10 protein-coding genes and 1 pseudogene are annotated in these 13,260 nt (G+C 72.6%); 5 read left to right on the forward strand and 6 right to left on the reverse strand.

The features are described 5' to 3' along the window. Nucleotides 1-1,131: 1,131 nt before the first annotated feature. Nucleotides 1,132-1,473, reverse strand: coding sequence for a DUF2470 domain-containing protein (locus tag OG344_RS21715; RefSeq protein ID WP_405084637.1), 342 nt, complete (start codon nucleotides 1,471-1,473; stop codon nucleotides 1,132-1,134). A 212-nt stretch (nucleotides 1,474-1,685) separates the two neighbouring features. On the opposite strand from OG344_RS21715, the gene rpsD reads away from it, so the two are divergent. Next, complete coding sequence (gene rpsD, locus OG344_RS21720) at nucleotides 1,686-2,300, forward strand: 30S ribosomal protein S4 (protein WP_405084638.1); 615 nt, start codon at nucleotides 1,686-1,688, stop codon at nucleotides 2,298-2,300. Nucleotides 2,301-2,374: 74 nt separating this feature from the next. On the opposite strand, the gene OG344_RS21725 is transcribed toward rpsD, so the two are convergent. Continuing rightward, nucleotides 2,375-2,593 carry a hypothetical protein gene (locus OG344_RS21725; RefSeq protein WP_405084639.1) on the reverse strand — a complete coding sequence of 73 codons (219 nt, stop codon included), beginning with the start codon at nucleotides 2,591-2,593 and terminating at the stop codon, nucleotides 2,375-2,377. A 174-nt stretch (nucleotides 2,594-2,767) separates the two neighbouring features. Between OG344_RS21725 and OG344_RS21730 the strand changes: the two genes are divergently transcribed. Continuing rightward, the gene (locus tag OG344_RS21730; RefSeq protein ID WP_405084640.1) at nucleotides 2,768-4,057 is read left to right on the forward strand and encodes a helix-turn-helix domain-containing protein; all 1,290 of its coding nucleotides are present in this window, start codon (nucleotides 2,768-2,770) and stop codon (nucleotides 4,055-4,057) included. Between the two features lie 15 nt (nucleotides 4,058-4,072). Here OG344_RS21730 and OG344_RS21735 read toward each other — a convergent pair whose 3' ends face one another. Further along, nucleotides 4,073-4,771 carry a GNAT family N-acetyltransferase gene (locus tag OG344_RS21735; RefSeq protein WP_405084641.1) on the reverse strand — a complete coding sequence of 233 codons (699 nt, stop codon included), beginning with the start codon at nucleotides 4,769-4,771 and terminating at the stop codon, nucleotides 4,073-4,075. A 61-nt stretch (nucleotides 4,772-4,832) separates the two neighbouring features. After that, entirely contained in the window at nucleotides 4,833-5,630 is a 798-nt protein-coding gene (locus tag OG344_RS21740) for a PIG-L deacetylase family protein (protein ID WP_405084642.1), read from the reverse strand. Between the two features lie 37 nt (nucleotides 5,631-5,667). Between OG344_RS21740 and OG344_RS21745 the strand changes: the two are divergent. Next, nucleotides 5,668-5,775 (forward strand): annotated as a pseudogene (locus OG344_RS21745) (MerR family transcriptional regulator); the annotation flags it as partial. Between the two features lie 245 nt (nucleotides 5,776-6,020). Beyond that, complete coding sequence (locus OG344_RS21750) at nucleotides 6,021-6,512, forward strand: hypothetical protein (RefSeq protein ID WP_405089226.1); 492 nt, start codon at nucleotides 6,021-6,023, stop codon at nucleotides 6,510-6,512. Between the two features lie 106 nt (nucleotides 6,513-6,618). On the opposite strand, the gene OG344_RS21755 is transcribed toward OG344_RS21750, so the two are convergent. Then, complete coding sequence (locus OG344_RS21755; protein ID WP_405084643.1) at nucleotides 6,619-9,024, reverse strand: protein kinase domain-containing protein; 2,406 nt, start codon at nucleotides 9,022-9,024, stop codon at nucleotides 6,619-6,621. A gap of 306 nt (nucleotides 9,025-9,330) precedes the next feature. Between OG344_RS21755 and OG344_RS21760 the strand changes: the two genes are divergently transcribed. After that, nucleotides 9,331-10,464 (forward strand): chorismate mutase, encoded by a 1,134-nt coding sequence (locus OG344_RS21760; protein ID WP_405084644.1) that lies wholly within the window; start codon nucleotides 9,331-9,333, stop codon nucleotides 10,462-10,464. Nucleotides 10,465-10,533: 69 nt separating this feature from the next. On the opposite strand, the gene OG344_RS21765 is transcribed toward OG344_RS21760, so the two are convergent. Further along, nucleotides 10,534-13,224, reverse strand: a complete 2,691-nt coding sequence (locus OG344_RS21765) for a transglycosylase domain-containing protein (protein WP_405084645.1) — start codon at nucleotides 13,222-13,224, stop codon at nucleotides 10,534-10,536. Between the last annotated feature and the right edge of the window lie 36 nt (nucleotides 13,225-13,260).

The following is a 13,260-nucleotide window of genomic DNA, read 5'->3' on the forward strand; positions in this document are numbered from 1 at the left end:
CGAACCACGTCAGATAGCTGTCGGTGGCGAACAGCGCCGCGGTCGCGGTGGTGAGCTGATAGCTGGGGTTCAGCTCGGTGACCGAGATGCCGATGCTCGACGCCCTGCTCCCGGCGTACTTGGCGATCAGGGAGCGGACCGTGCTGGTGATCGTCGAGATCTGCGAGACCTTGCCGAGGCTGTCGGCGGCCGAGGTGGCGCCGGGATACCAGTGGACGATGACGAAGTCGGCCTTGTCCTTCACGATCGACATGACCGTGTTGTTCCAGTCGGCGCTGTCGCCGGAGCCGACGATGCCGTCCGGCCAGCCGCCCGGGGTGGTGAGCACCACGCCTATCTTGATCGTGGAGTCGACGGCCTTCATCGCCGTGATGTACTGGAGCACGTTGTTCGCGTACGCCTTGGGGCTCTTGTCGGAGTGGTTGTCCTGCTCCCAGCCCGAGCCGTAGTGGCCGTTGCCGTAGACCTCGTTGCCGATCTCCCAGTACTTGACGCCGTACCCCTTGGTGACGTTGGCGTACTTGACCCAGTCGGCGGCCTCCTGGGCGGTCCCCGAGCCGTAGTTGGCGATGATGACCGGTTGCGCGCCGGCCGAGCGCACCGTGCCCATGTAGGTGTCGAAGTCGGTGTTCGGCGCCACGTAGCCGCCGTCGGCGGTGTTGGTCTTCCAGTGGTAGATGTCGCCGTACGACCCGCCGGGGTAGCGGACGGCGGTGAAACCGGCGTCGCGCAGCAGGCCCGCGATGGGGGCGCTGTTCATGTTCCCGTCGTAGACGGCGACGTTGACCCCGTGCCCGGCGGCGGGGATCGTGCCCAGGGTCGTGCCGGTGTTCACCGTCACGGTGGCGGAGGTCGCGGCCGACGCGGGCGCGACGGTGACGGCCGTGACCGACGCGGCGGCGAGTGCCGCGGACGTCAGCAGTGCCAGTCCGACGCGCCGCCGGCCTGTGAGCGAGGCGTGCATGGAGGAGCTCCTTCGAGCGATCGCGCTGTCGCCCGTGCCGGGCGCAGATCGAGCCGCATCCTGTTCCCCGCCGCCCCGTACGGTCAACGAGAAGACCCCCCGCAACCCTCTGACCTGGGGTCGATTTCGTATGGAGTTGCAACTTTCATCGCGTCGTCATGGTCATGTCACGGCGACAGCAGGCACGCCAGGGCGTGTTCGAGCTCCTCGGGCGTCGCGACGGGCGCCGCCCAGGGGACCCGGACGAGATGCCCGGGTCCCGGCCGCAGAGTGGCGCCGTAGCGGTCCAGCTCCCACAGCCACACCTCGCCGTGGCCCGCTTCGCCCGCCAGCCTCTCCGCCGCCTCCCTGAGCTGCCTTGAGTGGGACTCGTTGACGTGGCGCACCATGCGTTCGGCCGGCGGTAGCAACGGGTCGGGGGCCGAGGCGAGGTAGGTCTCGGCGTCGAGGACGCCCGAATCCCCGCCGGTCAGGTAGATCACGTGGCAGACGTCGACGCGCAGCAGCACGGGTTCGCCGCCCTCGACGGCCGCGAAGAGGTCCTCGTCGGGGCACGCCTCCGCGATGGCGACGGCGGCGGCGCGGGCCTGCCGCCAGGGCCGCGAGGGTGCGGACGCGCTCGGGGACCGGGGGAGCGGTGACGGGATGCCGCATGGGAGGCTCCTTCAATGGAGGTTAGGCTCACCTTAGTAAGGCTTACCTAACTTGAAAAGAGGGTGTCATGCGTTACACGGGACCGAAGGTGCGGCTGTCGCGACGGGCGGGCGTTCCGCTCACCCGGAAGGCGGTGAGGTACTTCGAGGCCCGGCCCTACCCGCCCGGCGAGCACGGCCGCAGGACCAACCGCCGCACCACCGGTGACTACGGCATGCGGCTGCTGGAGAAGCAGAAGCTCCGCTGGTACTACGACGTGTCCGAACGTCAGCTCCGCCGCTACTGGGACCTCGCCGTCCGCCGTCCCGGCCGGTCCGGCGAGGAGCTGGTGGCGCTCCTGGAGACCCGGCTCGCCTCCCTCGTCCTGCGGGCCGGCCTGGCGCCGTCCATCTACGCCGCCCGGCAGTACGTGAACCACGGGCACATCGCGGTCGATGGCCGCAAGGTGGACATCCCCAGCTATCAGGTGAAGCCGGGCCAGTCGGTGGCCGTACGGGACCGGTCCGTCAGGATGCAGCCGTTCGTCGCCGCCGCCGAGGGCACGTACGCGGACGAGCGGACCGCCCCCTATCTGGACGTCGACCACCGCGGGCTGCGCTTCACCCTGCTGCGCCGCCCCGCACGTGAGGAGATCGTGGTCCCGGTGGACGAGCAGCTCGTGGTCGAGCACTACTCCCGCTGACGCCCCGGCCCGACGGTTCTCCGCGCACCGGGGCGGGCACCGCCGAGCGCTCAGAAAGGGCCTGACGAGGCGCTTCAGCGGCCCATCGCCAGGTCGGCCAGGCTCTCCTGCTCGGCGATGGCCTGGCACAGCTCGCGCAGGTCGTCGCCGTCCACGGTGCGGAAGGCGCCCGCGTCCTCCGCGCTGAGGGAGAACGGACGCTCCCGGGTCGCCCAGAAGCGGCCCGCGTCGCTCCGCATGATCCGCCACTCGGCGAACGTCGTCCCTCCGGTGTTGCCCCTTTCGTGTGGCATGAGCCGGGAATCTCCTTACTGATCGTGGGTCGTAGGGTGCCGCGAACGCCTGCGGGTCCCGCCTTTTACCAGGTCATGGACTTCGGACGATGCAATCATGGGGAACGGCCGGGGATGCCGGATAGACGATCGGCGCTGGGCGCCCGGCCTCCAGCGCCGGCCAGCATCCGGAAGGTGTCCGTGCCGCGTTCCTCCGAGCCGGTCGACCCGGCCGCTTCCCCCTGGCATCTGCTCGGCTCCGCCGTACGGCACTGGCGCGAGGAGGTGCGGCATCTCAGCCAGCGCGAGGTGGCCAAGGCCGCCTATCTGGACGACGGGGACCTGTCGAAGTGGGAACGCGGGCTCGCTCGCCCGCACGCGGACGTGGTGGCCCGGCTGGACTCCGCTCTCGGCGCGGGTCAGCACCTTGTGGCGCTGCACGCCACTGTCGCCGAGCTGGAAAGGCTGCGTACGGTGGCGACGGGACCACGAGCGGAGGAGGAGATCGCGACGGAACGCCGGCATCTTCTGCAACTCGCCATCGCCGGGACGCTCGGCGCCGGTTCAGAGCCCGTTCGGCGGCTGCTCGGTGACGCGTTCGGCCAGGAGTTCCGGTCCGTCGAGGACTGGGAGCCGGTCTGTGCCGATCACCTGTACGCGCTGCGCACCCGCCCCCCGGCCCAGGTCGCGTCCGATCTGCTTGTCGATCTGCTGGCCGTGCGGCGGCAGTCGCAGACGGCGCCGCCGACTCAGGCCGTCGAGCTGCAGCGCATCACCGCCGCGCTCGCGTCCGTGGAGGGCAACGTGCTGACCCGCCTGGGCGAGCACGCCGCCGCCCTGCGCTGGTGGCGTACGGCCCGCCAGGCGGCCGACGCGTCCGGCGACCTCGGGCTGCGGCTGATGGTGCGTGCGGAGGAGGCGGGCCACGGGCTGTACGGCCAGCGCGACCCGGAGGCCGTGCTGCGGCTTGTCGAGAGCGCCGAGCGCATCGCGGGCGGGCCGACGGCCGACCTGCTCACCACCCGGTCGAAGGCGTTGAGCATGCTGGGCAGGCACGACGAGGCGCGCGGCACCGTGCGCGCCCTCGTCGCACTCGCGGCCGGCGGTGTCAAGGGCGACACGTTCGGCTTCTGGAAGCCCGACCAGATCCACTTCGCGGAGAGCTGGGTGTACGCCGGGGCGGGTGACGAGGCGGCGGCGGACCGCGCGAGGCAGCAGGTGCTCGCCGCCACTCGTGACTACCAGTACGACGCCAACGTCCGCCTGCACGAGGCGCTCTGCACCGTCTCCAAGGGAGGAGTGGACACGGGCCTGCGCCAGGCCGCCACCGTGATCACCACCCTTCCGGCCGCCTACCGCAGCCACCACATCGTGCAGACCGGGCGTCTTGTGCTGCGGGCCGTACCGGCGGACCAGCGCGGACGCAGGGCCGTCGGCGAGTTCCGCGAACTCCTCGGAACAGGCGCCGGGGCCGCTACGGCGTGATCCGCGACGACGGGATCACGGCGTCCGGAAGCCGCGGAATGTCACGCGCCTGCGGACCGCGAAGCCGAGCCGCTCGTAGAGCGCGATCGCGGAGGTGTTGGCCTCGGCCGCGTGGAGGAACGGGCGCTCGTTCCGCGCGATGATACGTGCGACCAGGGCGTTCACCAGCCGGGCGGCATGCCCCCGCCCGCGGGCTTCGGGGGCGGTGCAGACGGCGCTGATCTCGGTCCATCCGGATGGGCGGAGCCGTTCGCCCGCCATGGCGACCAGGGCGCCGTTCTCGCGGACACCCAGGTAGGTGCCGAGTTCGTGGGTGCGGGGCCAGAACGGTCCCGGCCGGGTCCGCGCGGTGAGATCGAGCATCTCCGGCACGTCGCCGGCGCCCAGTTCGACCGTCTCCGGGTCGGGCTCGACGTCGGCGCGACCGGGGCTCGCGGGAAAGACCAGCTGGAGGCCGTCGAGAGTGAAGAGCGGCTCCCAGTCCTCGGGCGGGGTCGCCGGGCAGCTGAACAGGTCGGCGAACCCGCCGCGACCGAGCAGGCGCGCGAGGTCGTCCCACTCCGCCGGGTCCGGCTCGGCGGACACCGTGGAGAAGCTCGCGACCTCCGGCAGGTAACCGGTCGCCCGGCCGAGCCGGCGGGCCAGGTGCGCGTGGTGGCCGCGGAGCGACGCGCCGACCGGGTCGTCGAGTGCGACGGTGTCGCGGTCGATCATCGCTTCGTGCCCTCCCTGCCGGGCCTTCCGTGCCGGGCCGCGACCTGTGTGCAGCCGCAGTCTAGCCAGGCGGTTCCTGAGCTGCCGTCCGGAGGAGGTCGTCGCGGACGCCGGAGGCCGGTGAGACGGCTGGATCGACGAACCACTCCCGCCCGAGCAGGAGGCCGAACACGGGCGCGGGAAGCCGGACCAGGACCCGGAAGACCGCCCCGGCCCGGCCGCGCCCGTACACCTGCGACCGGTGGGCGGCGAGGGCCGCCCGCTTCTGCCGGGCGAAGCGGCGCACGTCGATCCGGTGGGTGATCTCGGCCCGGGAGCTGTAACCGACGGTCTCGTGGCGGACCGGGAGCCGGAGGAACCGGAGCAGGCTGAACAGCCGCACCAGCGGCTCCCGTGGCATCGTCGCCTCCAGGACGCGCGTACCAGTCATCTCGGCGGCGAGGGCGCCGACGCGGTGCACCTTCACGTGGTCGCGGTGCCCGTAGCCGCCGTGCGCGTCGTAGCTGAGCAGTAGATCCACGTGCTCGTCGCGCAGCAGCCCGGCCAGCCGCGCGGCGGCCTCGTCCTCCGGCGCGCGGGCGAACCGCGGGCGATCCGGCGGGTCGGGGAACAGGATCGGCCCGTGCCCGCTGTCGGCGTAGCCCAGGTGCACGACCCGGGCGACGCCCAGAATGGTCGCGGCGGCCCGCAGTTCGTCCAGCCGCACCCGTCCCTCGGGGCCGGTGGCTTCGCCCATGACACCGTCGGAGGCGACCACGACGATCACCCGATGTTTCTCGGCCGCCAGCCTCGCGAGCGTGCCGCCGGTGAGCAGTGCCTCGTCGTCCGGGTGCGCGTGAAAGGCCAGGACCGTCGCCACCCCGGCCACCCTAGTGGGCCTCCGGTGCTCGTCGCGGGTGAGCGCACGCCGTCCGGGCGTCCGCCGCTACACCAGGCGCGACCTGCGCCGGCTCTACCGCGTACGGGCACCGCGCGGGCTCGGGCTGTCGCTGGAGGAGGTCGTGGCCGTCCTCGCGGGCTCGGCGGACGGCCCGGAGTCGCTGCGTGACCTCCCGGCCGAGCAGTTGCGCACGGAGCCGGCCGCGCCGGGTACCGGAGGCGGCCCTCGGGGCGAAGTGAACCTTTCACGGGATCCGCCGCGTCTCCCGAGCACCGGATCGAGCGGGGGAGCGGGAGCGTTGACCGGCCGGAAGGATCGGCCTACCGTGCGGGTCGCACGCCCCCGTCCCTTTCGTCCGCCGGAGGTCCCGTGTTCCGCACCGTCGCAGCGCGCCTCGTCCCCCTCGCCGCCGCCGCCCTCGTGGCGGCCACCGCGCTCCCCGCCTCGGCCGAGGTCGTCGACCCCGCACCGATCGCCCCCAACCAGTACTTCTACGGCTTCGTCAATGGCCAGACCGGCCACGCGACCATCAAGATGGCGTGCTTCGGGCCGGTACGCCCAGGACAGACCGGTCATCCGTTCGCCGGGCAGACCGTGGAGGTGCGGCCCGTAGCGATCTCGTCGTCGGCGGTGAGCATGGGCTACACCGGCAGCGGCGGCACCACGATCGTGGTGGACCTGGGCGACCCGTCGGCCGTCGCGAAGTCGCTCGGACTGCGCTACTACGGGGTCAAGGCCGAGATTCCGGTCACCGCGACCCTTCCGTGCTACGGGTCGGGGAAGGTGACGTTCACGCCGGTGCCCACCAGCTGGACCGCCCGTGCGGTGACCGTCGTGGTCGACTACGTCGGCCAGCCCTGACCCGCATCGCGCCGCCGCCGGCCGTGACCACCGTGCCGTGACCACCGGGCACCCGAGTACGGTTGCCCGGCGGCCAACGGCGTGGCACGTCCGGCGGTCGCCGCTTCTAGGGTTTGAAAGTGGCGGCGATGGTCTCGAAGGTCTTCTTCTTCTTTTTCCAGTCCTCATCCTGGGTCTTGTAGAGCAGCGCGTAGCCGTTGTTCTTGTCGGTGACGAACCCGCGGTCGATGACGCGTGACCGGTAACGGCTGTCTCCGAAGGTGAACTCCCAGTCGGCCGCGGTCTTCCAGTAGTCCTTGACCTCTCGGATCTCGATGAGTTCGTAACCGGGGAAGTTCCGACTCATCCCCGGCACATCGCGCCGCCAGACCTTCAGGGCGTCCGACTCGGGACTGGAGGTGTGGTGAACCTCCAGGTAGGTGTGCGAGTCGCCGCGGAAGCGAACCTCACCGTTGCCACTGCCGTCGACGTGCCAGCCCTTCGGCAGCGCGAGCGAGAAGCCGCTCGGGTGCTTGTACTTGTGCCAGCCGTCGGGGACGTCCCCCGGCCCAGGCGCTTCGGAGGTCTTGGAAGGCTCGGGGGACGGCGTAGCCGTCGCCTCCTCCGAAGGGGACGCGGACGGCGCGGCCGAGGCGGGCGGCGAGGCGGAGGGCTCCTGGGTTTTCTTCCCCGTCCCGGCGGGGGCGGCGGCCGACCCGGAGGAGGGCTCGCCCTCCGAGCCGCTCCTGCCCGCCTGTACGCCGAGGTAGCCCGCGACACCCACGATGACCAGCAGCCCGGCCAGTATCAGTGCGGCCTTCAGCAGGCCACCGGGCGCGCGCGACGTCACGGGCGTCGTGGTGGTGTCGTGCCAGACGGGCCCTTCCTGGGAGAGCACGGCCAGGGGCTCCTGCGACCCGCCGACGCTGCCACCGGCCGCGCTGCCACCTCCCGCGACGCCTCCCGCGAAGCCGACCGCTCCGGCGCCCGTGCCCGGCGCGTCCGCTGTGCTGCCTCCTGTGCTGCCTCCTGTGGTGTCCGCTGTCGTTTCCGTGCGGAGACGCTCGCTCGCGCCGTTTCGCGCGGTGCTCGCGGCCCCCGCCGCAGCGGCCGGGCTTCCAGGAGTCCTCTTCGAGGTGTCCTTCGTGGTGTCCCCGGCGGGCTTTCCGGCGGGCTCGCCGCCCTTCCCGGGCTCGTCCCGGCGGTCGGTCGCCGGGCTCGCCGGGGGCTTCGTACGGGCGGGCGGGGCGGCCTGCACGCCGGTCTCCGGCATCTCGTTCGCCTGCCCGGCCTCGTCCGAGGCTCCTTCGCCCGGAACTCCATCGCCCCGGGCAGCCGCAGCCGAGACGGCCTCGGCCGAGCCGGGGGAGCCGTCGTCCTGGACGACCGGGATGGGGGAGGTGGTCTCGCCCGGGCTCTCGGCGTCGCCGGCCCCGGCATGACCTGCGGCATGACCCGGGCCGTCACCGCTTCGGCCGGGCTCGGCGTCCGGCCCGTCGCCGTTCCGGCTGGGTGCCGGGGAATGGTCGTCGCGCCGCGCGGACGCGGCCGGAGGGTACGGCGTCACACCGCGGGAGGCTTTGCCCGGTTCGGACCTGGACGCGGACGTCCGGGACTTCGGGGACTCGGACGCCTCCGGCGTCATGGGCCGGGGCGAGGCGGGCGCGGAGGGGGAGACGGGCGTGGCAGGCGCGTCGGGCCGGGTCGGTGGCGCAGCCAGGTCCCGCGCCGCCCGCTTGAGCTGCCGCACGAGTTCGTCGTAACCGGGCCGGGCGGCGGGCTCCTTGGCGAGCATGCGCATCAGCACCGGGCCCAGCGCGCCCGCCCGGTGGGCCGGGGCGGGGTCATCGTTCAGGACGGCGTGCATGGTGGCCATCGCCATGCCACGGTCGTGCGGGGGCCTGCCCTCCGCCGCGGTGTAGAGCGTGGCGCCGAGCGACCACAGGTCCGACTCGCGCTGCGCGGCCTCGCCGCGGAGCCGTTCGGGGGCGATGAAGGCGGGGGTGCCGACGAGGCCGGTGCGGGTCATCGTGTTGTCGGCTTCGAGCCGGGCGATGCCGAAGTCGGTGAGGACCACCCGGCCGTCATCCGTGATCAGCACGTTCTCCGGCTTGACGTCACGGTGCAGAACGCCCTGGCGGTGGGCGGCGCGCAGCGCGTCGAGGATCTGCAGCCCGATCTCGACCGTGCGCTCGGGGGACAGCGGGCCGTCCTCCCTGATCACCTGCCCCAGCGAGCGGGACTGCACGAGCTGCATGATGATCCAGGGCCGGTCGTCCTCCTCGATGACGTCGTGGACGACCACCACGTTGGGATGGGTCAGACGCCCCGCGGCGCGGGCCTCGCGCATGGTGCGGCGGTTGAGGTCGCTGAGCTCGTCGCCCATGGCGCTGTCGTAGCGGACCTCCTTGACCGCGACGGGGCGGTCAAGCAACTGGTCGTGGGCCCGCCAGACCACGCCCATGCCACCCCGGCCGATCGGCTCCATCAACTGGTACCGGCCTCCGACGAGCCGGCTTTCCGCACGCGCCACTCGAACCCCTTCCTGGACCCATGAATCGTCCCACGGATGGCAAAGGGATCAACCGCCCCTACGGCTCGTCATCCCGAGATCCGAGACAAATCGGTTCGAGTCGTGGCCCGTCGCTGCTAAGGTCCTAGATATGGGTAGGTACAGCTCGTTTACGAGGCCGGTTCCGGGAGGGCCGGTCGCGATCGTGAGCTAGCGACCATCCGGAGCCGGCTTGAGGCAGGGACGCCAGCGTCTCTGCCTTTTTCGTTGTCAGAACGATCTGGCCAGAGCTACTGAACAGAATTTCCCGGCCTGCGAGGAGCCCGCATGTCGAAGGCAGTCCAGCTCGACCGCGACGCCGTACGGATCGGCGACCTGATGATCGGTCACGGGCTCCCCGTGGTGGTGATCGGCGGGGACAACGCCCGGTGGCTGCGTCTGCCCGCCGACGATGACCCGCCGCAGGCCCAAGCGGCCGGAGCTCTCGAGGAAGCGGTCGGAGCTCTCGAGGAAGCGGTCGGCGAGACGATCGGGGACAGGGTCGGGGAGATGAGGGCGCGCTGGGCCGGGCCGCTGCTGGTGGAGCCCTCCTCGGCCGCCGACCTGCCCGCCGTGGCCCGGCACGCCGACGCGGTGGTGATCGGACCGGACTGGGCCCGCGAACCCTGCCTCGTCCGCGCCGCGGCCCGGCTCGGGCTGCCCGTGATCATCCTGCGGAGGGTCGATCAGCGGGGACGCGCGGCGACGCTGGAGGAGTGGCTGGCCGTCGCCGACGACTGCGCGGTCGAGGGCAACGAGGCGATCGTGCTCTGCGAGAGCAGGGGCAGTACGGAACCGGCGGTCACGGCGTCCCGCCTTTCGCCGTCCGATCTCGTGCCCGCACTCGACCCCGACCCCGCACTCGACCCCGCACTCGACCCCGCTCCCGACTCGGCCGCCCATGCGGCTTTCGATTCAGCCCTCCGCTCAGCGCCCGACCTCGCGCTCATGCGCGCCGCGCGGGAGCGGACCGGCCGGCCGGTGCTCGCCGCGCTGGGCCGCGACGGCGGCCTCGCGGGTGCGGCCGTCGCGGCGGGGGCCGACGGCCTGCTGCTCGACCCCGCCGCACCACCCGAAGCACGCGCGGCGGCCGACGAGGTGGCGACCGTCCTGGCGGCCCTCGTCCGCCCGTGGTCCCCGCGGACCCTCACCGAGGCCCGGGGAGAGATCGACCGGGTGGACGCGGCTCTCGCCGTCCTCCTCGAACGACGGGCCCTGCTGGCCGCGCGGATCCAGCGGCTCAAGCCCGTCGGCGGCTTCCGGGGACGGGACATGGAGCGCGAGCGCCGCCTGGTCGAGGGCATGGCCCGGCGCGCCCCCCGCCTCGGCGTACGGCGGCTCGCACCGATCATGAACGCGGTGATCGAGGCGGGCCTGCACGCGGCGGAGGAGGAGAGAGCCCGGAACCGGGACGGTGGGTGAGCCCGAGTCCCACTGCCCGCGTCAGGCGCCGACTGCTCTGCGTGTGCTGCAGGGGCGCCGATAAGTGCTTCAGTGACCGCTTCGCAGGGTGTTTCGCCGAGGAGCGCCGTGGTGGCGGGTGTGACTGATCCCTCCCCGTGTGCTGCTGCTTGTTCTGCCGGTGGCGGCCGGTGCGTCGCCCGAACCCGTACGGCGGCCAGGCGCGTGGGGAGAGGAGCCTCGAACCGGCGTGTGAGCAGCGGAGGCGACCGGCGGGTTGTGGCCGAAGACGCGGGCGAAGGTCCGGGCGACGTCAGGGCTGAACATCCGGGCGAAGGTCTGGGAGAAGTCGTGGCCGGCCGCCGGGAAGCGCATCGGGGAAACGGCGGGAGCTGCCCGGCCGCCTCCCGCGGCCAGAGGAACCCGGTTGCCTCCCGCGGCCGGTGTAACCCGGCCGCCTCCGGCGGCGAGGGGGAACGTCCCGCCTCCCGCGGCGAGGGGGTGGCTGCCGTTTCCGGGCGCGGGGGTGGCCCGGTTTCCGGGGGTCCCCGCGCCGCCGGACGCCGTACCGCCCGTCTGGGACGCGGCGTCGTCGTGCCGTCGGCGTTCGGCCTCCCGCTTCTTCTTCTCCTTCTCCTGCTTCTTGCGTTGCTTCTCCAGCGCCTCCTTCAGGCCCGGCGTGAAGCCCCCGCCGAACCTGGACATGTCCGGCGGGGTGAAGTCGTACGCCGGGGTTCCCCGCAGGGCGGCGCGCATGGAGTCCACCCAGATCGGGCCGGGCAGCGAGGCGCCCTGGACGGCGCCGTAGTACCGGCCGCCGATGGTGACCCCCGTGAGCGGATAGCGGTAGGAGCCGCGAATGTCCCCGACGCTGACGGCGGCGGCCAAGCCGGGCGTGTACCCCGCGAACCAGGCCGAGGTGTAGCCGTTGTTCGTGCCCGTCTTGCCCGCGGCGGGGCGGCCGATCGACTGCCCGCGCATCGTGCCCCTGGTGAACACCCCCGTGAGCACGTGGCTCACCGCGTCGGCGACGGCCGGCTCCAGTGCGGTCACGCAGGCGGGCGGCACCTCGGTCCGGGTGCCGTCGTGCTCCACGACCGCCGCGATGGCCATCGGCCTGCAGTAACGGCCGCGCGAGGCCAGCGCCGCGTACGCCGCCGCCACGGTCGTGGGGTCCATCTCGTTGGCGCCCAGCGTGAACGTCGGCACCTCGCGGAGCGGCGCGCCGTCCGCGCGCCGGATGCCGAGCGAGCGGGCCGTCGAGACCACGTCGCACAGCCCCACCTCGCGCTCCAGCCGCATGTAGAAGATGTTGACCGACTGCCAGGTGCCCATCTCCAGGCTGTACGGCCCGCCGCCGCCCTCGCCGCCCGCGTTGTGGATGACCGTGTGAGGGTCGTTCACCGCCCGGCCCGAGCAGTCGCGGTAACCGTACGACGGGACGTACGAACCGGGGATCGTGAAGCCGTCGCCGAACCGCATCCCCTGCTTCAGCGCGGTGGCCAGCGTGAACACCTTGAACGTCGAGCCCGCCTGGAGGCCGAGGCCGCCGCCGTGCGCGACGTCGGCCGCGAGGTTGTAAGTGGTGTTGCGCCCGAGGGCGCGGTCGTGCGGGTTGCGCCCGTACCGCTTGCTCACCGCCATCGCGCGGATGCGCCCGGTGCCGGGCTCGATCATCGTCTCGGACGCCACCTGGTTGTCGCGCGGGCTGACCCGCGCGGCGACGGCCCGGTCCGCGGCCCGCTGCGCGGCCGGGTCGATGGTCGTCCAGATCGTGAGGCCGCCCCGCTGGAGGCGCCGCTCCCGGTCGGCCCTGGTGTAGCCGAACGCGGGGTTCGTCAGCACCTCCCGCTCGACGTACACGCAGAAGAAGGGGTACGCGCTGCCCGCGCAGCCGCCGGGTTCGGGACGCAGGTGCAGCGCCAGCGGCGCGGCCGCCGCGTTCCGGGCCCGGTCCCGGCCGATCAGCCCGAGCTCGGCCATCCGGCTCAGGACGAGGTCGCGCCGGGCGCGCAGCCGCCCTCTGTGGTCGTCGCCCAGGGAGGGGTCGGTGTCGTACGGCGTGCGCACCGCGCCGGCCAGCGTGGCGGCCTGCGTCAGTGAGAGATCGGCGGCGTCGACCCCGAAGAACCGCCGGGCCGCCGCCTGGACTCCGAACGCGCCCGCGCCGAAGTAGGCGATGTTGAGGTAGCGCTCCAGGATCTGGTCCTTGGTGTACTTGCGTTCCAGCGCCAGCGCGTACCGCAGCTCGTCCAGTTTGCGGCGGAAGGTGCGTACGAGGGCCTGCGCGCGCTCCTGCTCCGTCTCGGCCTGGGTCAGCATGATGTTCTTGACGAGCTGCTGGCTGATGGACGAGCCGCCCTGCCGGACGCCGCCCGCCCGGGTGTTGGTGACGAGCGCACGCAGCGTGCCCTTGAGGTCGAGACCGCCGTGCTCGTAGAACCGGGAGTCCTCGATGGCCACGATGGCCTGCCGCATGACCGGGGCGACCGCGCTCAGCGGCACCGACTGCCGGTTCTGGTAGTAGAACTGGGCGATCTGCCGGCCGTCGCGGTCGAGCAGCCGCGTCATCTCGGGCAGCGGCTCCTCCCGCAGCGGTGCGGGCAGCTCGGTGAACGCGGACGCGGCACGCTTGGCCGCCAGGCCGGCCCCGCCCACGAAGGGCATGACCAGCCCGGCGACCAGTCCGCCTCCGGCCGCGCCGCACAGGCTCAGCGAGAGGAGGGCGCGCCCGAGGCCGACGCGCCCGAGATCAACGTGGCCGAGGAGACGAGAGGTCACGGGATATCAGTGCGACCTCTGGCGTTCTCCCAAACC

The organism is Microbispora sp. NBC_01389 (assembly GCF_045040095.1).
Classification (GTDB): domain Bacteria; phylum Actinomycetota; class Actinomycetes; order Streptosporangiales; family Streptosporangiaceae; genus Microbispora.